General features: G+C 70.7%; 14 protein-coding genes. 5 read left to right on the forward strand and 9 right to left on the reverse strand.

Annotated features, from left to right (window positions below):
- Positions 1-17 precede the first annotated feature (17 nt).
- The 7 genes from ACF07B_RS38325 to ACF07B_RS38355 all read right to left on the reverse strand — a co-directional run bounded on the left by ACF07B_RS38325 (position 18) and on the right by ACF07B_RS38355 (position 9,854).
- Positions 18-620: a hypothetical protein gene (locus ACF07B_RS38325; RefSeq protein WP_392182306.1), complete on the reverse strand. Its 603-nt coding sequence runs from the start codon at positions 618-620 to the stop codon at positions 18-20.
- Positions 621-683: 63 nt separating this feature from the next.
- Positions 684-2,432, reverse strand: coding sequence for a S8 family peptidase (locus ACF07B_RS38330; protein ID WP_392182307.1), 1,749 nt, complete (start codon positions 2,430-2,432; stop codon positions 684-686).
- Between the two features lie 422 nt (positions 2,433-2,854).
- Positions 2,855-4,021 (reverse strand): PAC2 family protein, encoded by a 1,167-nt coding sequence (locus tag ACF07B_RS38335; protein ID WP_392182308.1) that lies wholly within the window; start codon positions 4,019-4,021, stop codon positions 2,855-2,857.
- A 366-nt stretch (positions 4,022-4,387) separates the two neighbouring features.
- Entirely contained in the window at positions 4,388-6,004 is a 1,617-nt protein-coding gene (locus ACF07B_RS38340; protein ID WP_392182309.1) for an FAD-dependent oxidoreductase, read from the reverse strand.
- A gap of 19 nt (positions 6,005-6,023) precedes the next feature.
- Complete coding sequence (gene glpK, locus ACF07B_RS38345) at positions 6,024-7,562, reverse strand: glycerol kinase GlpK (protein ID WP_392182310.1); 1,539 nt, start codon at positions 7,560-7,562, stop codon at positions 6,024-6,026.
- A 116-nt stretch (positions 7,563-7,678) separates the two neighbouring features.
- Entirely contained in the window at positions 7,679-8,467 is a 789-nt protein-coding gene (locus ACF07B_RS38350; RefSeq protein WP_369485502.1) for an MIP/aquaporin family protein, read from the reverse strand.
- A 622-nt stretch (positions 8,468-9,089) separates the two neighbouring features.
- Positions 9,090-9,854, reverse strand: coding sequence for an IclR family transcriptional regulator (locus ACF07B_RS38355; protein ID WP_369485512.1), 765 nt, complete (start codon positions 9,852-9,854; stop codon positions 9,090-9,092).
- Between the two features lie 266 nt (positions 9,855-10,120).
- Here ACF07B_RS38355 and metH point away from each other — a divergent pair, with 266 nt between their 5' ends.
- The 3 genes from metH (at position 10,121) to ACF07B_RS38370 (ending at position 16,559) form a co-directional block, all read left to right on the forward strand.
- Positions 10,121-13,648 (forward strand): methionine synthase, encoded by a 3,528-nt coding sequence (gene metH / locus ACF07B_RS38360; protein WP_392182311.1) that lies wholly within the window; start codon positions 10,121-10,123, stop codon positions 13,646-13,648.
- A 140-nt stretch (positions 13,649-13,788) separates the two neighbouring features.
- Positions 13,789-14,490, forward strand: a complete 702-nt coding sequence (locus ACF07B_RS38365) for an HAD family hydrolase (protein ID WP_392182312.1) — start codon at positions 13,789-13,791, stop codon at positions 14,488-14,490.
- Between the two features lie 464 nt (positions 14,491-14,954).
- Complete coding sequence (locus tag ACF07B_RS38370) at positions 14,955-16,559, forward strand: ABC transporter substrate-binding protein (protein WP_369485499.1); 1,605 nt, start codon at positions 14,955-14,957, stop codon at positions 16,557-16,559.
- Between the two features lie 267 nt (positions 16,560-16,826).
- Here ACF07B_RS38370 and ACF07B_RS38375 read toward each other — a convergent pair whose 3' ends face one another.
- Together ACF07B_RS38375 and ACF07B_RS38380 are read right to left on the reverse strand one after the other, a co-directional pair.
- Positions 16,827-17,498 carry a response regulator transcription factor gene (locus ACF07B_RS38375; protein WP_037628456.1) on the reverse strand — a complete coding sequence of 224 codons (672 nt, stop codon included), beginning with the start codon at positions 17,496-17,498 and terminating at the stop codon, positions 16,827-16,829.
- 14 nt (positions 17,499-17,512) lie between these two features.
- Positions 17,513-18,448 carry a RecB family exonuclease gene (locus tag ACF07B_RS38380; RefSeq protein ID WP_369486673.1) on the reverse strand — a complete coding sequence of 312 codons (936 nt, stop codon included), beginning with the start codon at positions 18,446-18,448 and terminating at the stop codon, positions 17,513-17,515.
- A gap of 556 nt (positions 18,449-19,004) precedes the next feature.
- Between ACF07B_RS38380 and ACF07B_RS38385 the strand changes: the two genes are divergently transcribed.
- Together ACF07B_RS38385 and ACF07B_RS38390 are read left to right on the forward strand one after the other, a co-directional pair.
- Positions 19,005-20,381 carry a site-2 protease family protein gene (locus ACF07B_RS38385; protein ID WP_392182313.1) on the forward strand — a complete coding sequence of 459 codons (1,377 nt, stop codon included), beginning with the start codon at positions 19,005-19,007 and terminating at the stop codon, positions 20,379-20,381.
- A gap of 41 nt (positions 20,382-20,422) precedes the next feature.
- Positions 20,423-21,325 carry a tRNA (adenine-N1)-methyltransferase gene (locus ACF07B_RS38390; protein WP_326788764.1) on the forward strand — a complete coding sequence of 301 codons (903 nt, stop codon included), beginning with the start codon at positions 20,423-20,425 and terminating at the stop codon, positions 21,323-21,325.
- Positions 21,326-21,778: the final 453 nt, after the last annotated feature.

The raw sequence follows: 21,778 nt of genomic DNA on the forward strand, positions 1-21,778 counted from the left end.
TTCCGGAACCTCCGTTTCTACCTGCTCACGATGACGGACTGGAGGGCGCCGGTGCCGGTGTCGTAGACCCCGTAGACCTGCTGCCCGTAGGCGAAGGCCTTCTGGACCACGTCGTGGGTCACCGGGTCGGGGTGGACGAGCCTGCGCCAGCCGTTGTCGATGAACAGGTACAGGGCCTGCGGCTGGCCGGGAAGCGGCGTCACGACGTCCTGGAAGTGCTGGGCCGTGCCGATGGCCAGGGTCCGGGTCTCGACGGCGCTCGGCAGGATCAGCGGCTCACCCTGCTGGATCTGCTGGTGCTGTTGCTGGTGCTGCTGTCCGCCGAGCTGCTGGAGCAGCTGCTGGAACGGCTGCTGCTGGCCGAGCTGCTGGAGCTGCTGCTGGAGGTACTGCGGGACCTGCTGCCCGGTCTCGTGCCGGCCGAAGGGCTGCTGAGCCTGCTGCCCCATCGGCGCCTGCTGCCCCATGGGCGTCTGCTGCCCGGTCATCTGCTGTCCGAAGGGCATCGGCTGTCCGAACGGCTGCTGCTGGGCGATGCCCTGCTGCTGGTAGGGCGACGTGCTCGGGAACTGCTGCTGTCCCTGCTGTCCCTGCTGGCTCATCTGCGGGATCGTGCTCATGCGGGGTGCCACCTTCCATCCATGGTTGGTTGCGTTCCGTCTCGGTCCGGTGGGACCACGTCCTCAGCCCGTGACGACCAGGCCGACGATCTCGTCGTCCGAGAACCAGACCCGTACATCGGGCCGTCCCCCCGCGAAGGCGGAGCGCACCGCCTGACGGATCTCGGGGGACGGGTGGTCGAGGTTGCGCCAGGCACCGGACACGTACAGCCGGAGCCTCGGCGGGAGTTCGCGCGGATACGGCAGCAACTCGTCCCAGTACCGTTCGGCCTGGCCCGAGCCGACCGCCTCCGGCAGCAGACGGGTGACCGCCGCCTTGATGTCGGGCCGGCTGCCGATCCGCTGGGACGCGGGCCGGTCCGGCGCGTCCTGCTGCGGGGAACCCGTGGACCGCAGCAGGACGCGCGCACGTTCCGAGGACATCGGCGGCCGGCCCGCGGCCTTGAGCATGCCCTGAAGGGCCGCCAGGGCGCCGACCACCACCGGGGAGGCGGCAGAGGTCCCGGAGAACGTGTCCGTGTACCAGGCGATCTCCTCGGCCCCGCCCTGCAGATCGCCGGGCCGGTCCCAGAAACCACCGGTGGTCGTGACCTCGCGTCCCCAGCCCTGCGCGTCCACGCGCGCGCCGTGGTTGGAGAACGCGAGCCGTGAACGGTCCGGCCCGTGATCGCGGCCGTGGGTGCCGGGCGGTGGTGCGCCCGCGCCGACCAGGATCGCCCCGGAGGACGGATGCGAGGGGTTGAAGGGATTGCGCCACCACTCCGGGAACTCCGGCGGGCGCCGCTCGTAGAGCGCGTCGTCCAGCGACTCGCCGCCGTTGCCCGCCGCCGCCACCACGAGGATGCCCCGGGAGGTCGCGTCCTGGATGGCGGCGAAGTCGTCGGGCCACCATTCGAGCGCGATGTAGCCCGCCTGGCTGTCGCGCTCCTCGAAGTCGAACCGGGGCCCCGGAGCGTGCAGTTCGACCAGGATGATGTCACCGGGGGCCAGCCGTTCCGCCGCCGCGTGGATCGCGGCGGCCGTCCCGATGCCCCGGACGGACGCGGCCGCGGTCACGGCGTCCGGCGCGATCCCGGTGATCCCGTGCTCGTCGCGGTCGCCGCCGATCACGCCGATGGCGGCCGTTCCGTGGTTGCGCCAGGCGAGGTCCGTGTGCGGAGTGCCGACGACGACGCCGGCGAGCTTCGACGCCAGATCCTCGTGTCCGAGCTGCCAGGCGCCCTCCACGTCGATCACGGTGACGCCCCGGCCCGAACCGCCCGGCCGCTGCCACGCCCAGTACGCGTCGACACCCTCGGGCGCCGGGCGCAAGTAGCCCTGCCTGCTGGTGAAGTCGGGGGTGACCGGCGCCCCCTCCTTCAGCCGCCGGCCGTCCTCGGAGCTCCCGCCGGTCCACGGCCCCGGTTCCGGCGCCGCGGGAACGGCGCCGGGCTTCACGTACGCCGCGTCGATGCCCGGCAACGCGGCGATCCGAGCCCGCAGTTCCTGGGCGCGGCCGCCCGCGCCGCGCAGCCGGTAGAAGAGCGCGAGGTCGGGACCGCTCCCGGCGCCCGCCGCCGCGGGCTGCCGGAGGCGTTCCTCGCTGCCGAACAGCGGCTCCAGGACGAGCTGTTCGTCACTGAGGAACATGTCGAGGGCCGAGACGTCGGCGCCCGCCGCCGAGCGGACGCCCTCGGCCCGTGCGCGCAGCCTGGCTTCCGGACGGGCGACGACGATCAGTTCCCGCTCGGCTCCTCGGTAGGTGAATCCCGCTCCGTCGGGCCCCGGCCCGGTCGTTCCCGGGCCCTGCGCCGGCTGTACCTGGTCGGTCATCGCGTACCGCTCCCTTCGATCCCTGGGGTGCCGGTCCCTGCGTGTGCCGTTCGATGTGCGTGCCGTACGCCGTGCCGTGCGCTGTCCTCCGGCCGGCGGCGGGCGCCATGTCCCTTGGCGGTGCGGCGCCTTCGAGGCACAACCTGGCACGCCCACGGCGTCCCGTCCACCCCGAATTCGCCAACTTGGTTTGGGAACAAGTTGAATTGGGCAACCTGTGCAATCCGTCCTGAAACAGATGTCACGCCGAATTCAGGCCGAAGGCCATCGAGGCGGATGTCATGCGGCGGGGCGGCAGCGGTGGTTGACCGCCGGTGGTGCGCCCGGACGGCACTCCTGGGGCGTGCGGCGGGGCCGCGGCAAGGGGCCCGGACAGCCGGAAGGGGCGGTGCGCGTGGCGCGCACCGCCCCTTCCGGGCCTGTCAGTCCTCGGAGGAGTCGTCCGCTTCGGAAGAGCGGGAGGAGCCGGAGGAATCCGGTGTGTCCGTGGACTCCGGCGCGTCCGGCGTGCCCGAGGTGTCCCCGGAACCGGACGGGCGGCCGGGGGCGTCCGGCACGGTGCCGCCGCCGGCGCGCTCCGGCTCCCCGTCCTTCGCCGACTCCTCGTCCGGGCCGGCGTCCTGTCCGTTGCCGGACTCGGGGCGCTGGGTCAGCGGCGGCCGGGTGCGGCCGCCGGGAGTGTCGCGGAGGTACGAGGCCGGCTCGCCGCTCTCCGACGCGTGGCCCGGGGGCCCCGCCGTCGGACCGCCGCCGTCCCTGCGGCGCAGATAACGCTCGAACTCGCGGGCGATCGCCTCGCCGGACGCCTCCGGCAGCTCGGCGGTGTCCCGGGCCTCCTCCAGCGTCTGCACGTACTCGGCGACCTCGCTGTCCTCGGCGGCGAGCTGGTCGACGCCCAGCTGCCAGGCACGCGCGTCCTCGGGCAGCTCGCCCAGGGGAATGCGCAGGTCGATGAGGTCTTCGAGGCGGTTGAGCAGCGCCAGGGTCGCCTTCGGGTTGGGCGGCTGCGACACGTAGTGCGGTACGGCCGCCCACAGGGACACGGCCGGGACGCCCGCGTGCGTGCACGCCTCCTGGAGGATGCCGACGATGCCCGTGGGGCCCTCGTACTTGGTCTCCTCCAGATCCATCGTGCGGGCCAGGTCGGCGTCGGAGGTGACACCGCTGACCGGCACCGGACGGGTGTGCGGGGTGTCGCCGAGCAGCGCGCCCAGGATCACCACCAGCTCCACGCCCAGTTCGTGCGCGAAACCGAGCAGTTCGTTGCAGAACGAGCGCCAGCGCATCGACGGCTCTATGCCGCGGACCAGCACCAGATCGCGCGGCTTCTCGCCGCCGATCCGGACCACCGACAGACGCGTGGTCGGCCAGGTGATCTTGCGTACGCCATTGTCCAGCCACACGGTCGGGCGGTTCACCTGGAAGTCGTAGTAGTCCTCGGCGTCCAGCGCCGCGAAGACCTCGCCCTTCCATTCCCGGTCCAGATGCGCGACCGCGGCGGAGGCGGCGTCGCCGGCGTCGTTCCAGCCCTCGAACGCGGCCACCATGACTGGGTCGATCAGCTCGGGAACCCCCTCCAGCTCGATCACCCAGCGCCTCCTTCCGATGTGTCCTCGCGTACGCCTCAACCTTACGGCGTGCCGAGGGGACCTCCGCAGCCCCCTTGCACGGGGGAGTGAACGGATCACTGCCCCGTCGAAGGCCGGGAAACACGCGAGCAGCCACCCCTCCGCGCCCGTCCGGGCCCTCCCCGGTCAACTCACCGGGGAACCGTGAGGGTTGCCACGCGGGAAGTCGCCAGGAAGCACCCGGCACCCGCACCCGGGGTGAGGGGCGGCACCTCCCCCGTGGATGCCGCCCCTGACCCCGCCGTGGGCTCCTGCTCGCAGCCGTCCCTCACCCCGCTGCGGGGCGGCACCCCCCGTGGGAGCCGCCCCGCAACCGGGTGTGGGCGTCTACTTGCCGTCGAGCAGATCCTGCACCTTGCCGCGGACCTCGTCCGTGGCGAGACCGCGGATCGTCAGCGTCGTACGGCGGCGCAGCACGTCGTCCGCCGTCTCGGCCCACTCGTTGTCCCGGGCGTAGACGACCTGCGCCCAGATCTCCGGGGCGTCCGGGTGGACCCGCTCGCCGAGCGCCGGGTTCTCGTTCGCCAGCCGGGCGATGTCGAAGGCCAGCGAGCCGTAGTGGGTGGACAGATGCCTGGCCGTGTCGGCGGCCATACGCGGGCCGGGCGCCGGGCCGTCCACCAGCAGGCGGTGGGCGACCGCGCGCGGGTTGGCGACGCCGGGGAGCGGCATCCTCTTCGGCAGTTCGGAGATCGGCTCGAAGTCCTCGCCCAGGGGGTGGCCCGGCAGCGACTCCAGCTTCTTCATGACCGTACGGCCGATGTGCCGGAAGGTGGTCCACTTGCCGCCCGCGACGGACAGCATGCCGCCCCGGCCCTCCGTGACGACCGTCTCGCGCTTGGCCTTCGAGGTGTCGCCGGGGCCGCCCGGCAGCACCCGCAGACCGGCGAAGGAGTACGTGATCAGGTCACGCGAGAGCTGCTGGTCGCGTATGGAGAACGCGGCCTCGTCGAGTATCTGGGCGGTGTCCTTCTCGGTGACCGACACGTCCGCCGGGTCACCCTCGTACTCCTCGTCGGTGGTGCCGAGCAGCAGCATGTCCTCCCAGGGGAGGGCGAAGGTGATGCGGTACTTGTCGATCGGGGTGGCCAGCGCGGCCTTCCACGGAGAGGTCCGCTTCAGGACCAGGTGCGCGCCCTTGGAAAGGCGAATGGAGGGGGCCGCGTTCGGGTCCTCCAGCTTGCGCAGGTGATCGACCCACGGGCCGGTCGCGTTCAGCACGAGCCGGGCGTTCACGCCGAACTCGTCGCCGGACAGCCGGTCCCGCAGCTCCGCGCCCGTCACCCGGCCCCGGGTGAAGCGCAGTCCCGTGACCTCGGCGTGGTTCAGGACGGCGGCCCCCGACTCGACGGCCGCGCGGACCGTCATGAGGGCCATACGGGAGTCGTTCATCTGGTCGTCGCCGTACACGGCCACGGCCTTGAGGTTGGCGGTGCGCAGCTCGGGAACGTCCTGCGCGGCCTTGGAGGGGCTGAGCAGATGTCCCACGCCGTCACCGAACGCCGACAGGGCGGAGTAGGCGAACACGCCCGCTCCGAGCTTCGCCGCGCCGTGCGGCCCGCCCTTGTACACGGGGAGGTAGAACGTGAGCGGATTCGCCAGGTGGGGGGCCACCTGGCGGGAGACCGCACGGCGCTCGAAGTGGTTCTCCGCCACCAGCTTCACCGCGCCGGTCTGCAGGTAGCGCAGACCGCCGTGGAGAAGCTTGGAGGACGCGGAGGAGGTGGCGCCGGCGAAGTCACCGGCGTCGACCAGAGCCACCCGCAGCCCGGACTGCGCGGCGTGCCAGGCGGTGGAGATGCCCAGGATGCCGCCGCCGATGACGAGAAGGTCGTACGTCGCCTTGGAGAGCTGCTCCCGGGTCTCGGCGCGGCTCGGGTTGGAGCCGGAGGCCGGGCGCGTACCGAGGGCAGGCACGGACTGCAGGGTGGACTGGCTGGTCATTGCGGGTTCTTACTCCTCGTCAGTTCTCGTCTTCGATCCAGCCCATGGTCCGCTCGACGGCCTTGAGCCAGCTCTTGTACTCACGGTCGCGGACATCCGCGTCCATGTTGGGGGTCCATTCCGCGGCACGGCGCCAGTTGGCGCGCAGGTCCTCGGTGTTGGTCCAGAAGCCGACGGCGAGGCCGGCGGCGTAGGCGGCGCCGAGGCAGGTGGTCTCGGCGACCATCGGGCGCACCACGGGGGCGTCCAGGACGTCGGCCAGGGTCTGCATCAGCAGGTTGTTGGAGGTCATGCCGCCGTCGACCTTGAGCGCCGTGAGCTCGACGCCGGAGTCCTTGGTCATGGCGTCGCTGATCTCACGGGTCTGCCAGGCGGTGGCCTCCAGGACGGCGCGCGCGATGTGCGCCTTGGTGACGTACCGGGTCAGTCCGGTGATCACACCGCGGGCGTCGGGACGCCAGTACGGGGCGAACAGGCCGGAGAAGGCCGGCACGAAGTAGGCGCCGCCGTTGTCCTCGACCGAGGACGCGAGCGTCTCGATCTCGGCGGCGGACTGGATCAGGCCCATCTGGTCGCGCATCCACTGCACCAGCGAACCGGTGACGGCGATGGAGCCTTCCAGGGCGTAGACCGGCTTCTGGTCGCCGATCCGGTAGCCGACCGTGGTCAGCAGGCCCGAGTACGAGTTGATGATCTTGTCACCGGTGTTCATCAGCATGAAGGTGCCGGTGCCGTAGGTGGACTTGGCCTCGCCCTCGGAGAAACAGGTCTGGCCGAACAGGGCCGCCTGCTGGTCGCCGAGCGCGGAGGCGACCGGGATGCCGCCGAGCAGCTCGCCGAGCGGGCCGCCGGTGACCTCGCCGTACACCTCGGCCGAGGAGCGGATCTCGGGCAGCATGGCCAGCGGGACGCCGATCGACTCGGCGATCTTCTCGTCCCACGCCAGGGTGTGCAGGTTCATCAGCATGGTGCGGGAGGCGTTGGTGACGTCGGTGACGTGCTTGCCGCCGTCGACACCGCCGGTCAGGTTCCAGATGACCCAGGTGTCCATGGTGCCGAAGAGGATGTCCCCGGCCTCGGCGCGCTCGCGCAGGCCCTCGACGTTGTCGAGCAGCCAGCGGGCCTTGGGCCCCGCGAAGTACGACGCGAGGGGCAGGCCCGTCTCGCGGCGGAAGCGGTCCTGGCCGACGTTGCGGCCGAGCTCCCGGCACAGGGCGTCGGTGCGGGTGTCCTGCCAGACGAGCGCGTTGTGGACGGGCTCACCGGTGTTCTTGTCCCACAGCAGCGTGGTCTCACGCTGGTTGGTGATGCCGATGGCCTTGATGTCGTCACGGGTGATGCCGGCCTTGGAGATGGCTCCGGCGACGACCTCCTGGACGTTGGTCCAGATCTCGGCGGCGTCGTGCTCGACCCAGCCCGGCTTCGGGAAGATCTGCTCGTGCTCCTTCTGGTCGACGGAGACGATGCGTCCGTCGCGGTCGAAGACGATGCAGCGCGACGAGGTGGTGCCCTGGTCGATGGCGGCGATGAAGGGGCCGGCGGTGTGTGCGTCGGTCACGGTGTGCTCCTGGTGTCCGTGGGAGAGGGGCTGTCTACGGCGCGGTGCTTCAAAGCGGTGCTGTGCGGCTCATGGTGCATGGGGCGCGGCTTCCAAGCGTGCTGGAGCGGGGGCTCCTAGGCGAAGGCGACGTTGTATATGCCTGCTGCGATCGCGCCGCCGATGAGCGGGCCGACGACCGGTATCCAGGCGTAGCTCCAGTCGGAACCACCCTTGTTGGGCAGGGGGAGCAGGGCGTGCACGATGCGCGGACCGAGGTCACGGGCCGGGTTGATCGCGTAGCCGGTGGGGCCACCGAGGGAGAGACCGATGCTCACCACCACGAAGGCGGTGATCAGGGCGCCGAGGACCCCGAGGCCGTCGCCGTCGTTGTTCAGTCCCTGCGTGAGGATCGCGAGGATCAGCACCACGGTGCCGATGATCTCCGTGGCGAGGTTCTGCGCGACGTTGCGGATCTCGGGGCCGGTGGAGAAGACACCGAGCACCGGGCCGGCGCCCGCCTCCTCGGCCTCGACGGCCTTCACGGCCTGCTCCTCGGGGCCACCGACGATCTCGGGGTCGGTGAGGTGCGCGAGGAACTGGCCGTAGTAGGCGACCCAGACCAGTGCCGCGCCGATCATGGCGCCGAACAGCTGCCCGCCCCAGTAGGTGGCGAGGTTGCTGTAGTCGTCGTCCTTGATCGCGAGGGCGAGACTCACGGCCGGGTTGAGGTGAGCGCCGGAGAGCGGCGCCGAGATGTAGACCGCGGTCATGACCGCGAAGCCCCACCCGAAGGCGATGGCGAGCCATCCGGCGCCCCGCGCCTTGGAGGCCTTCAGTGTGACGGCGGCGCACACGCCACCGCCCAGCAGGATGAGAACGGCGGTACCGATGGTCTCGCCGATGAAGATGTCGGAGCTGGACACCCGCGACTCCTTTGTCCTTCGTCCAGGGGAAGCCGAACCCCGGGTCCCACCGGTGGTTCGTGCTCTCGGGGAGTGAGAGCGATGTCGGCCCCGGCATTGCCACACCCTAGCGTCTATTGCCGGTAGGTGTTCGACAATGCCGACCGATGGACGGGAGTCTTGCTCTCGCTTCGTCGCCTCGTCAAGGGTTCGGTTATCGAAAACGCGATCGTTATTGATTGATGTGTGCTATCGGTGCGTCGTCGCTCGTCCGAGGGCATACGAAGGGGGCCGGGAAGCATTCCGCTTCCCGGCCTCGGCTCCTGTGAATCCCGGTCGCGGCCGCTGTGAAACGCGGACCTCGCCCTCGTACGAAACCGGGAGCGGCGTCTGCCGAAAACCGGCACGCGCGCCGCGAGGGCCCGCGACGGCGTGCGGCCCGGAACGGTTCCGCGAACGGCGTGCGCGCCGGGACCGCCCGGCGGACGGTGTACGCGGTCGGGGCCGCCGGGCGAACAGTGTTCGTACCGTCAGCCGTGTGCGGTGAGCCGTGAGTCGTCAGGCTCAGCCGTCGGGCGTCATGGTCCGGCGGACGGTGTGCGGTCCGACGGGCGGCGGGACGGCCCGGCGAACGGTGTTCGCGTCAGAACCGCCCGGCGCCCAGGTCACGCGACACCGCGCGGGCACAGTCGCGCACCGCGGCGATCAGCTCCGGACGCAGCTCCCCGTCCTTGCACACCCGCTCCACGGCCCCGGTGATGCCCACCGCGCCGACCGGCATGCGCCGCCGGTTGTGGATCGGGGCCGCGACCGAGGCGACCCCCGTCCACGTCTCCTCGACGTCGTCCGCGTACCCCCGCGCGCGGGTCACGTCGAGGACGCCCTCGAAGTCGTCCAGTTCGCTGATCGTCCGCGGGGTGAACGCCTTGCGGTCGACCTCCAGGACCTCGCTGTGCGCCACCGGGTCGTACGCCGACAGCACCTTGCCCAGGGCCGTGGAGTGCAGCGGCTGCATCGCCCCCACCTCCAGGACCTGCCGGCTGTCGTCCGGCCGGAACACGTGGTGCACGATCAGGACGCCCTGCTGGTGCAGCACGCCCAGATAGACGCTCTCGCCGCTGGAGCGGGCCAGGTCGTCGGTCCACACCAGGGCGCGCGCCCGCAGTTCGTGGACGTCGAGATAGGTGGTGCCCAGACGCAGCAGTTCGGCGCCCAGCTGATAGCGCCCGGAGACCGTGTCCTGCTCGACGAACCCCTCCTGCTGGAGGGTGCGCAGGATGCCGTGGGCCGTACCCTTGGCCAGGTCCAGCGAGGAGGCGATGTCCGACAGACCGAGCTGTCGCTCGCCGCCCGCGAGCAGCCGCAGCATCGCCGCTGCCCGTTCGAGCGACTGGATGTTCCGTGCCATCGCCGTGCTGCCTCCGTCCCCTTCGACCGCCGGCGCGACGAGCCGCAGCCGTTCGGCAATGTCGAACACTACCGGTCGTCACCGAGCTCCCGCCAATGGGTGGTCGCCCCACGTTCCGTCTGTCTCCACACCGCCGTCACCCACGCCACGCCCGTCCGCGTCGTGGACGCCCATGCCTGATCCGCGGTGCTCCGGATACCCTGACGGCGTGCGCCTTCCATGGGAAGCGCAAAGCCGACAGCCGTCGCACTCCAGGGAGCACCTTCATGGCCTCGTTGCCGAACCCGTCCCTTTCGTCCGGCCCTTCCGAAGGCCGGCAGCGAACCGACGCACTCCGAGAAGCGCTCGCCACCCGTGTCGTGGTGGCCGACGGCGCGATGGGCACGATGCTTCAGGCGCAGGACCCGACGCTGGACGACTTCGAGAACCTCGAAGGCTGCAACGAGATCCTCAACATCACCCGTCCCGACATCGTGCGCTCCGTCCACGAGGCGTACTTCGAGGTCGGCGTCGACTGCGTCGAGACGAACACCTTCGGGGCGAACCACTCGGCGATGGCCGAGTACGACATCGCGGACCGCGTCCACGAACTCTCCGAGGCCGGCGCCAGGATCGCCCGCGAGGTCGCCGACTCCTTCGGCGCCCGCGACGGCCGCCAGCGCTGGGTGCTGGGCTCGATCGGCCCCGGCACGAAGCTGCCGACGCTCGGTCACGTCTCCTACGGCACCCTGCGCGACGGCTTCCAGGCCAACGCCGAGGGTCTGCTCGCCGGCGGCGCCGACGCACTGATCGTCGAGACCACCCAGGACCTGTTGCAGACGAAGTCCTCCGTCCTCGGCGCGCACCGCGCCATGGAGGCGACCGGCGTCCGGGTGCCCCTGCTGGTCTCGATGGCCTTCGAGACCACCGGCACCATGCTGCTCGGCTCCGAGATCGGCGCCGCGCTGACCGCGCTGGAGCCGCTCGGCATCGACATGATCGGCCTGAACTGCTCGACCGGCCCCGCCGAGATGAGCGAACACCTGCGCTACCTCACCCGGCACTCCCGCATCCCGCTGCTGTGCATGCCGAACGCCGGTCTGCCGGTCCTGACGAAGAACGGCGCCCACTTCCCGCTCGACGCCGAGGGCCTGGCCGACGCCCAGGAGAACTTCGTACGGGACTACGGCCTCTCTCTCATCGGCGGCTGCTGCGGCACGACCCCGGAGCACCTGCGCCAGGTGGTGGAGCGGGTGAACGGCCTCACGCCCCCCGAGCGCAGCCCGCAGCCCGAGCCCGGTGCCGCCTCCCTCTACCAGACGGTCTCGTTCCGCCAGGACACCGCCTACATGGCGATCGGCGAACGCACGAACGCCAACGGCTCCAAGAAGTTCCGCGAGGCCATGCTGGAGGCCCGCTGGGACGACTGCGTGGAAATGGCCCGCGACCAGATCCGCGAGGGCGCCCACATGCTCGACCTGTGCGTCGACTACGTCGGCCGCGACGGCGTCGCCGACATGGACGAGCTGGCCGGCCGCTTCGCCACCGCCTCCACCCTGCCGATCGTGCTCGACTCCACCGAGGTCGAGGTCCTGCGCGCGGGCCTCGAGCGCCTCGGCGGGCGCGCGGTCCTCAACTCCGTCAACTACGAGGACGGCGACGGACCCGAGTCCCGGTTCGCGAAGGTCACCCAGCTCGCCCGCGAGCACGGCGCCGCGCTGATCGCCCTGACCATCGACGAGGAGGGCCAGGCCCGCACCGTCGAGACCAAGGTCGCCATCGCCGAACGGCTCATCGAGGACCTCACCACGAACTGGGGCATCCACGAGGCCGACATCCTCATCGACACCCTGACCTTCACGATCTGTACGGGCCAGGAGGAGTCCCGCAAGGACGGCATCGCCACGATCGAGGCGATCCGTGAGCTCAAGCGCCGCCGCCCCGACGTGCAGACCACCCTCGGCCTGTCCAACATCTCCTTCGGCCTCAACCCGGCCGCCCGCATCCTGCTCAACTCCGTCTTCCTCGACGAATGCGTCAAGGCGGGCCTCGACTCGGCGATCGTGCACGCCTCCAAGATCCTGCCGATCGCCCGCTTCAGCGAGGAAGAGGTCACCACCGCCCTCGACCTCATCCACGACCGCCGCGCCGAGGGCTACGACCCGCTGCAGAAGCTCATGGCCCTGTTCGAGGGCGCCACCACCAAGTCCCTGAAGGCGGGCAAGGCCGAGGAACTGGCCGCGCTGCCCCTGGACGAGCGCCTGAAGCGGCGGATCATCGACGGCGAGAAGAACGGCCTGGAGAAGGACCTCGCCGACGCACTCCAGGACCGGCCGGCCCTCGACATCGTCAACGAGACCCTGCTCGACGGCATGAAGGTCGTCGGCGAACTCTTCGGCTCCGGCCAGATGCAGCTGCCCTTCGTGCTCCAGTCCGCCGAGGTCATGAAGACGGCCGTCGCCTACCTCGAACCCCACATGGAGAAGTCGGACGCGGAGGGCAAGGGCACCATCGTGCTGGCCACCGTGCGCGGCGACGTCCACGACATCGGCAAGAACCTCGTCGACATCATCCTGTCCAACAACGGCTACAACGTCGTCAACCTCGGCATCAAGCAGCCGGTCTCCGCGATCCTGGACGCCGCACAGGAGCACCGGGCGGATGTCATCGGCATGTCCGGGCTCCTGGTCAAGTCCACGGTGATCATGAAGGAGAACCTGGAGGAGCTGAACCAGCGGGGCATGTCCGCCGACTACCCCGTCATCCTCGGCGGCGCGGCCCTGACCCGCGCCTACGTCGAACAGGACCTCCACGAGATCTACCAGGGCGAGGTCCGCTACGCCCGCGACGCCTTCGAGGGCCTGCGTCTCATGGACGCGCTGATCGGCGTCAAGCGCGGAGTGCCCGGCGCGGTCCTGCCCGAACTCAAGCAGCGCCGGGTGCGTGCCACCGCCTCCACCGAGGCCGAGGAGCGCCCGCAGGAGGGACACGTCCGCTCCGACATCTCCACCGACAACCCCGTACCGAAGACTCCCTTCACCGGCACCCGCGTGATCAAGGGCATCCAGCTCAAGGAGTACGCCTCCTGGCTGGACGAGGGCGCCCTCTTCAAGGGCCAGTGGGGCCTCAAGCAGGCCCGGGCCGGCGACGGCCCGACCTACGAGGAACTCGTAGAGACCGAGGGCCGGCCGCGACTGCGCGGGCTGCTCGACCGGCTCCAGACCGACAACCTGCTGGAAGCCGCCGTGGTCTACGGCTACTTCCCCTGCGTCTCCAAGGACGACGACCTGATCATCCTCGACGACCAGGGCAACGAGCGGACCCGCTTCACCTTCCCCCGCCAGAGCCGCGGCCGCCGGCTGTGCCTCGCCGACTTCTTCCGCCCCGAGGAGTCGGGGGAGACCGACGTGGTCGGCCTCCAGGTCGTCACCGTCGGCTCCCGGATCGGCGAGGAGACCGCCAAGCTCTTCGAGGCCAACGCCTACCGCGACTACCTCGAACTGCACGGCCTGTCCGTGCAGCTCGCCGAGGCCCTCGCCGAGTACTGGCACGCCCGCGTGCGCTCCGAGCTCGGCTTCGCGGGGGAGGACCCCTCCGAGATCGCCGACATGTTCTCCCTCAAGTACCGCGGGGCCCGCTTCTCCCTCGGCTACGGCGCCTGCCCGAACCTGGAGGACCGCGCCAAGATCGCGCGGCTCCTGGAGCCCGAGCGCATCGGCGTCCACCTCTCCGAGGAGTTCCAGCTCCACCCCGAGCAGTCGACCGACGCCATCGTGATCCACCACCCCGAGGCCAAGTACTTCAACGCACGGTGAGGGTCCGACGCGCCGCGGGCACGCGCCATGGCGCACGCTGATCGGATAAGTCGTACACTTATCGGTCCATCGCAGGCCGGTTGTCCCCTGGCGCTCCAGGGAGCGACCGGCCTGGTCGTCCCTCAAGGAGGTGCGCCAGGATGACCAGTACGGTCCCCGCGCTCGGAATCCGTACGGCCGAAGGCTCAGCCCTGCAGGCCGTACTCCTCGACATGGACGGAACCCTGGTGGACACCGAGGGTTTCTGGTGGGACGTGGAGGTCGCGGTCTTCGCGGCACTCGGGCACGCGCTGGACGACTCCTGGCGCCATGTGGTGGTCGGCGGCCCGATGACCCGCAGCGTGGGTTTCCTCATCGAGGCCACCGGCGCCGACATCACGCTGCCCGAGGTGTCCGTGCTGCTCAACGACGGTTTCGAGGAGCGCATCGGCCGCTCCCTGCCGCTGATGCCGGGTGCCGCCCGACTGCTCGCCGAACTCGCGGCGCACGAGATCCCCACCGCGCTCGTCTCCGCCTCCCACCGGCGGATCATCGACCGCGTCCTGGGGGCGCTCGGCTCGCACTTCTTCGCCCTGACCGTCGCGGGCGACGAGGTGGAGCGGACCAAGCCGTTCCCCGACCCGTACCTCCTCGCGGCCGCCCGGCTCGGCGCCGAACCGGCACGCTGCGCGGTCATCGAGGACACCTCGACGGGGGTCGCCTCCGCCGAGGCCGCGGGCTGTCAGGTGATCGCGGTGCCCTCGGTCGCGCCCATCGCCCCGGCCGCCCGTCGCACCGTCGTGAATTCCCTCGAAGAGGTCGACCTGCCCTTTCTGCATCGTCTGATGACAAAAGCGCACTGACGCGATCACCGAACGTCGCCGGATTCATCACGCAGCGTGCCGAGCCGAATGCGCGAAAAGGGCTCGGCCGTCGCGTGTGGTAAGCGCGGGCGAGGGTCCGGTGGAATGCATATCGGGGCGGAACGACTAATTCCGGAAGCCTCAATCAATTTTACTGTGTGACGTTCGCCACGTGACGGAGGGTCGACAGCGGGACCGACTTGTGCCCGCACCCCCCTTTCGTGAGGCCTCGACGTGCCCTTGTGTCCCGATTGGTGAAACCCTGCACTAATCCTTCCCGTGTCGGGTTATCGGTGCGTCCACGCCCCGTTTCGCAGCGTGAGCGGAAGACCGCTCCCGTTTCGGATTGCCGACCCTGTGGTGCGGACTAATGTCATCGCGAGAACATCGCCGTAACCCCGTGACCCGCCGCGCCACCCCTGCATGCCGGTTCGCGGAACCTACAGCTCTGGAGAAACACGAGCATGAACCGCAAGACTTTGGTGATGCCGGCCGTGGTCGGCCTGCTCGCCCCAGTGCTCGCCGCGTGCGGCGGGTCCGCCAGCGGGGGCGACAGCGGCGATGCCATCGTTGTCGGTACCACGGACCAGTTCACCGCCTCCAAGGAGGCCCCGGCGCCGTTCGACCCGGCCTACGCGTACGACGTCGGCACCTGGAACGTCCTGCGCCAGACCGTGCAGACGCTGATGGTCCAGCCGCGTGGTGACGGCGAGCCCCAGCCCGAGGCGGCCGAGAAGTGCGGGTTCACCGACAGCGGGAACGAGCGCTACTCGTGCACCCTGCGCGAGGGCCTGGAGTTCTCCAACGGTGACTCGATCACCGCGAAGGACGTCAAGTACTCGATCGACCGTGCGCGGGGCATCAAGGCCGACAGTGGTGTGGCCGCCCTGCTGTCCACCATCGACACCGTCGAGACCCGCGGTGACCGCGAGGTGATCTTCCACCTCAAGATCGCCGACGCGACCTTCCCGTTCAAGCTGTCGACCCCGGTCGCCGGCATCGTGAACCCGAACGACTACGAGAAGGACAAGCTGCGCGACGGCTTCTCCGTGGACGGCTCCGGCCCGTACACCGTGAAGATCGAGTCCAAGGACGACACCGTCACCAAGGCCGTCTTCACGAAGAACTCCCGTTACACGGGTCAGCTGAAGGTCAAGAACTCCCAGGTCGAGATGCGCTCCTTCGCGGACGCCGACACCATGGGCGCGGCCCTCGAGAAGGGCGACATCGACCTGATGACGCGCTCGATGACGCCGGACCAGATCAACAAGCTGGACAACGCCTCGGGCGGCAACGTCAACCTGAACGAGATGCCCGGCCTCGAAATCCGCTACCTGGCCTTCAACACCAACGCCACGTCGGTGAAGTCGGCGGCCGTCCGCCAGGCCATGGCCCAGGTCATCAACCGCGGCGAGCTCGTCTCCAAGGTCTACGGTTCCCAGGCCGAGCCGCTCTACTCGCTCGTCCCGGCGACCATCACGGGCCACGCCAACGCCTTCTTCAACAAGTACGGCGACCCGAGCGTCAGCAGGGCCCAGACGCTGCTCACCAAGGCCGGTATCACCACCCCGGTCAAGATGACCCTGCACTACACGACCGACCACTACGGAACGGTCACCGAGCAGGAGTTCCAGGTCCTGAAGAGCCAGCTCAACAAGAGCGGCCTCTTCAACGTCGACATCAAGGGCACGCCCTGGGCCAAGTTCCGCCCGGCGGAGCAGAAGGGCGCCTACGACGTCTACGGCATGGGTTGGTTCCCCGACTTCCCCGACGCCGACAACTACCTGGCGCCGTTCCTCGACAAGGACAACTTCCTTGGCTCGCCGTACGTGAACACCAAGATCAACAACACCCTGATCCCGGACTCCCGCCGTGAGGCCGACCGCCTCACCGCGTCCAAGAGCCTCACGGAGATCCAGAACATCGTGGCCGACGATGTCCCGATCATCCCGCTCTGGCAGGGCAAGCAGTACATCGCCGCGCGTGACGACATCACGGGCTCGGAGTGGGCGCTCAACTCCTCCTCCACCCTGCAGCTGTGGGAGCTGAGCCGCGGCGTCAGCGAGTGACCCAAGCATCCGACCCGGGGCTGTGAAGCCCCGGGCCCGACCCGGGACCCGACGGTCCCGGGTCTTTCGGGTTCCAGGACGCGGAACGCGCCCGCACCCACGCCGTGGCAGGTACCGCCGTTCACGCCGGGGCACGGCCCGGGCGCGCCCCGCGGGACCGCCCGCGGTCCCGCGGTGCGCCGCACCCGATCCACGCACACGAAGGGCGCCCGTTCCCCAGGGGAACGGGCGCCCTTCGCGCTGCCTACAGACCGGTACCGGCCGGCGCTACTGCGCCCCGGGACGCACCAGCCCGCTCTCGTACGCGTACACCGCGGCCTGCACCCGGTCGCGCAGCCCCAGCTTCGTCAGGACATGCCCCACATGCGTCTTGACCGTCGTCTCGCTGACGAACAGATCGGCCGCGATCTCCGCGTTCGACAGACCACGCGCCACCAGCTTCAGCACCTCGACCTCACGGTCGGTCAGCGTGTGCAGCGTGTCCGGAACAGGCTCGTCCCCGGACGGCAGATGACCCGCGTACTTGTCCAGCAGCCGACGCGTGATGCTCGGCGCGAGCATCGCCTCGCCCGCCGCGACCACCCGGATCGCCTGCACCAGCTCATTGGCCGGCGCGTCCTTGAGGAGGAAACCGCTGGCACCCGCCCGAAGCGCCTCCACCACGTACTCGTCGAGGTCGAACGTCGTCAGCACCAGAACCTTCGCCGGACCGTCCCGCCCGGGGCCGGTGATCTGCCGCGTCGCCTCCACACCGTCCATCCGCGGCATACGGATGTCCATCAGAACCACATCGGGCTGCAGGGCACGAACCTGATCGAGCGCCTGGAGACCGTCACCGGCCTCGCCGACGACCGCGAGATCCGGCTCCGCCTCCAGAATCATCCGGAAGCCGGTGCGCAGCAGCGGCTGGTCGTCGACCAGTAGGACGCGGATGGCCACGTAAGTCTCCTTCGCTAGTCCGGCCCCATCATGCCCTGCCGGCCGGTGCCCGACCCGGGCGCCCTGACCGGGAGCGGATATGCCGGGGGAGTACCACCGAATTCCGGACACACCGCCTGGTGATCACACCAGCCGCAGAGCTTCGTGGGACGCGGCCGCCACTCGCCCGTCTCCGTCGCCTCCCGGATCGCGTCCCACAGCGCGAGCAGCTTGCGCTCGACCCGCTCCAGATCCCCGATCTCGGGGTCGTACGTCAGCACGTCACCGCTGCCCAGATAGACCAGCTGAAGACGGCGCGGAACCACCCGCTTCAGCCGCCACACCACCAGCGCGTAGAACTTCATCTGGAACAGAGCACCCTCGGCGTACTCCGGCCGCGGCGCCTTCCCCGTCTTGTAGTCCACGATCCGGACCTCGCCCGACGGCGCCACATCGACCCGGTCGATGATCCCGCGCAGCGTCAGCCCGGAATCCAGCCGCGCCTCCACGAACAACTCCCGCTCGGCCGGCTCCAGCCGCGTCGGGTCCTCCAGCGTGAACCAGCGCTCCACCAGCCGCTCCGCCTCGGACAGCCAGCGGGCCAGCCGCTCGCCCTCCGGGTCGTCCGCGAACAGCTCCACGACCTCCGGCTTCGTCTCCCGCAGCCGGTCCCACTGAGCGGGGATCAACGACTTGGCACGCGGTGCCGTCCGGTCCACGGCCGGCGCGTCGAACAGCCGCTCCAGGACCGCGTGCACCAGCGTCCCCCTGGTCGCCGCCTCACTCGGCTTCTCCGGCAGCTTGTCGATCACCCGGAACCGGTACAGCAGCGGACACTGCATGAAGTCACTGGCACGCGAGGGCGACAGCGAGGCGGGTGCGCGCGCGAGGACGGGAGCCGGACCGTCGGCGACGGCTCCGCCCGCCACGGCCGCTTCTTCGGGCACGGCGCCCTCGGTGCTGGTTTCCATGACAACAGACCATACGGCCCGCCACCGACAGCGAACCGGTCCCGGCGGGCCCGGCGGCGCGGAAAAGAGAAGGGGTGCCGGGGCGGAACGCGCCGCGACGGCCGCATACCATCGACCCAGACCCTCCCGCTCCGCAGGAACCGGGGGCGGGGGACGCTTCGAACGAGGGGACATCGTGGACGAGAGCGGCGGGAGCGGGCAGCCGCGGTCCGGCACGGGCGAGGCGACCGAGCGCCACGAGAGGCCCTCGGCCTCCACCGGCCCGGCCTCCGGCGCGCACCCCGGACCGGCAGGCCCCGAGACCACCGGGCCGAAGCCCACGGCCCCCGATCACGAATCCCGGACCCGGACGCGGTCCGGCACGGACGCCGGTCCCCGGGCCGGGAGCGAGCCCACCGCACCATCCGAGGACACCCCCCGCCCGGGCGGGGAGACCCCTCACCAGCCGGAGACCGGCCCCCACGACGCCACCACGGATCGCGGCCGACCCGGACCCGAGACACCCCCCGTGCCCGGACCCGAGACGCCCCCCGTGCCCGGATCCGAGACGCCCCCCGTGCCCCGACCCGAGCCCGCGGCCCACCCCGCACCGGCCCGCGACCCCCTGGCGAAGGCACCCGCCTCCACCGGGCGCACCGAGGAGACCGCCCCCCACGGCGAACCCTCCGAGCCCGCTGATCCCTCCCGGCCGGCCTACGGCCAGGCCCAGGGCGAGGACCACGACGGACGCACCGCCCGCCGCACCGGCACCACCAAAGGACGCCCCCCGCGCCGGCCCAAGGACCCCGGCGGCGGACTCCTCATGGGCCGCCCCTTCGGCGTACCCGTGTACGTCGCACCCAGCTGGTTCCTCGTCGCCGCCCTGATCACCTGGGTCTTCGGCGGCCAGCTCGACCGCGTCCTGCCCGAACTCGGCGCCGCCCGCTACCTCGTCTCCCTCTTCTTCGCCGTCGCCTTCTACGCCTCCGTACTCGTCCACGAACTCGCCCACACCGTCGCCGCCCTCCGCTTCAAACTCCCGGTCCGCCGCATCCAGCTCCAGTTCTTCGGCGGCGTCTCCGAGATCGAGAAGGAAGCCGAGACCCCCGGCCGCGAATTCGTCCTCGCCTTCGTCGGCCCCCTCCTCTCCCTCGTCCTGTCCGGCCTCTTCTACCTCGCCATGCTGCCCGTCGAGCCCGGCACCGTCCCCGGCGTCCTGCTGGCCGGCCTGATGATCTCCAACCTCATCGTCGCCGCCTTCAACCTCCTCCCCGGCCTCCCCCTCGACGGCGGCCGCATGCTCCGCGCCGTCGTCTGGAAGATCACCGGCAGAGCCATGAGCGGCACCGTCGCCGCCGCCTGGGTCGGCCGCGCCCTCGCCGTCTCCGTACTCGTCGGACTGCCCCTCCTGACCCAGTCCGAGGCACTCGGCGCCGCCCCCGAGAACGTCGGCAGCATGGACACCATCACCGACGCCCTCCTCGCCGCCATCCTCGCGGCGATCATCTGGACCGGCGCCGGCAACAGCCTCCGCATGGCCCGCCTGCGCGAACACCTGCCGGAACTGCGCGCCCGCTCCCTCACCCGCCGCGCCGTCCCCGTCGAGACCGCCACCCCTCTCTCCGAGGCACTGCGCCGCGCCAACGACGTCGGCGCCCGCGCCCTCGTCGTCGTCGACGCCGACGGCGAACCCCTCTCCCTGGTCCGCGAAGCCGCCATCGTCGGCGTCCCCGAACACCGCCGCCCCTGGGTCGCCGTCGGCGGCCTCGCCCAGGACCTCACCGACGGCATGCGGGTCTCCGCCGAACTCGCCGGAGAAGACCTCCTTGACGTCCTGCGCGCCAGCCCCGCCACCGAATACCTCGTCGTCGAGGACTCCGGCGAGATCTACGGCGTCCTGTCCGCCGCCGACGTGGAACGCGCCTTCGTGAAGGCCATGGCACGCCCCTCCTGACCGTGGTCGGCGGCCCCGCCGGGGACCGGTAGGCTGTTCACATGTCCGAACCGACCGGTGCCGCCCGCAGGCGCGGGCCCTTCAAGGTCGGGGACCAGGTTCAGCTGACCGACCCCAAGGGCCGCCACTACACGTTCACGCTCGAGGCCGGGAAGAACTTCCACACCCACAAGGGTTCCTTCCCCCACGACGAGCTGATCGGCGCTCCCGAGGGCAGCGTTGTCCGCACCACGGGAAACGTCGCCTATCTCGCGCTGCGCCCCCTGCTCCCCGACTACGTCCTGTCCATGCCCCGCGGCGCCGCCGTGGTCTACCCCAAGGACGCGGGGCAGATCCTGGCCTTCGCCGACATCTTCCCCGGCGCCCGCGTCGTGGAAGCGGGAGTCGGCTCCGGCTCGCTGAGCAGCTTCCTGCTGCGCGCCATCGGCGACCAGGGCATGCTGCACTCCTACGAGCGCCGCGAGGACTTCGCCGAGATCGCCCAGCAGAACGTGGAGCGCTACTTCGGCGGCCCCCACCCCGCCTGGCAGCTCACCGTCGGCGACCTCCAGGACAACCTGAGCGACGCCGACGTCGACCGGGTCATCCTCGACATGCTCGCTCCCTGGGAGTGCCTGGAGGCCGTCTCCAAGGCACTCGTCCCCGGCGGCATCCTCTGCTGCTACGTGGCGACGACCACCCAGCTCGCGCGGACCGTCGAGTCCATCCGCGAGATCGGCTGCTTCAACGAGCCGACCGCCTGGGAATCGATGATCCGCAACTGGCACATCGAGGGCCTGGCAGTCCGCCCGGACCACCGCATGATCGGCCACACCGGCTTCCTGCTCACCGCCCGCCGCCTCGCGGACGGCGTCGAGCCGCCCATGCGCCGCCGCCGCCCCGCCAAGGGCGCGTACGGCGAGGACTACTCCGGTCCCAACGCCGACGGCGGCGCTGCCCGCTGACGTACCCAACGCACCACGCCTGTGGCCGAGTTCCCGGAACCCTCCGGGAACTCGGCCACAGTGCTTTCGCGTTGACCCACCCGCTGACCCGCTGACCCGCTGACCCGCTGACCCGCTGACCCGCTGACCCGCTGACCCGCTGACCCGCTGACCCGCTGACCCGCCGACCCGCCGACCCGCTGACCCGCCACCAGTAACCGGTGGAAGCACCGCCGAAGCCGCGGCGACCGACCTCCCGGGGCCGTCCCGGCCGGCCGGGCACAGCGCCGCCGGCCCCGGGCCGTCGGCGGCCGCCGACGCCCCGCTCACGCCTCTCACCCGCGCGTCCGCGGACCGCGTCGCGGACGAACCCCGGGACCGTCCCGCCATGCCCTGACCTCAGCGGCACGGCCCGCCGGGACTCGGCAGACCGCGCACCCCTCCTGACCCCTCCCGGAGTCTTCGCCGGAGCCG

It is taken from the genome of Streptomyces sp. NPDC015532 (assembly GCF_043078065.1).
Taxonomy (GTDB): domain Bacteria; phylum Actinomycetota; class Actinomycetes; order Streptomycetales; family Streptomycetaceae; genus Streptomyces.

What these genes read in the sequence shown, in the direction of transcription:
- ACF07B_RS38370 (WP_369485499.1), top strand. Translation starts at nt 14,955, where the DNA reads ATGAACCGCAAGACTTTGGTGATGCCGGCCGTGGTCGGCCTGCTCGCC.
- ACF07B_RS38330 (WP_392182307.1), bottom strand. Translation starts at nt 2,432, where the DNA reads ATGACCGACCAGGTACAGCCGGCGCAGGGCCCGGGAACGACCGGGCCG.
- ACF07B_RS38340 (WP_392182309.1), bottom strand. Translation starts at nt 6,004, where the DNA reads ATGACCAGCCAGTCCACCCTGCAGTCCGTGCCTGCCCTCGGTACGCGC.
- ACF07B_RS38325 (WP_392182306.1), bottom strand. Translation starts at nt 620, where the DNA reads ATGAGCACGATCCCGCAGATGAGCCAGCAGGGACAGCAGGGACAGCAG.
- ACF07B_RS38380 (WP_369486673.1), bottom strand. Translation starts at nt 18,448, where the DNA reads ATGGAAACCAGCACCGAGGGCGCCGTGCCCGAAGAAGCGGCCGTGGCG.
- ACF07B_RS38365 (WP_392182312.1), top strand. Translation starts at nt 13,789, where the DNA reads ATGACCAGTACGGTCCCCGCGCTCGGAATCCGTACGGCCGAAGGCTCA.
- ACF07B_RS38355 (WP_369485512.1), bottom strand. Translation starts at nt 9,854, where the DNA reads ATGGCACGGAACATCCAGTCGCTCGAACGGGCAGCGGCGATGCTGCGG.
- ACF07B_RS38390 (WP_326788764.1), top strand. Translation starts at nt 20,423, where the DNA reads ATGTCCGAACCGACCGGTGCCGCCCGCAGGCGCGGGCCCTTCAAGGTC.
- metH (WP_392182311.1), top strand. Translation starts at nt 10,121, where the DNA reads ATGGCCTCGTTGCCGAACCCGTCCCTTTCGTCCGGCCCTTCCGAAGGC.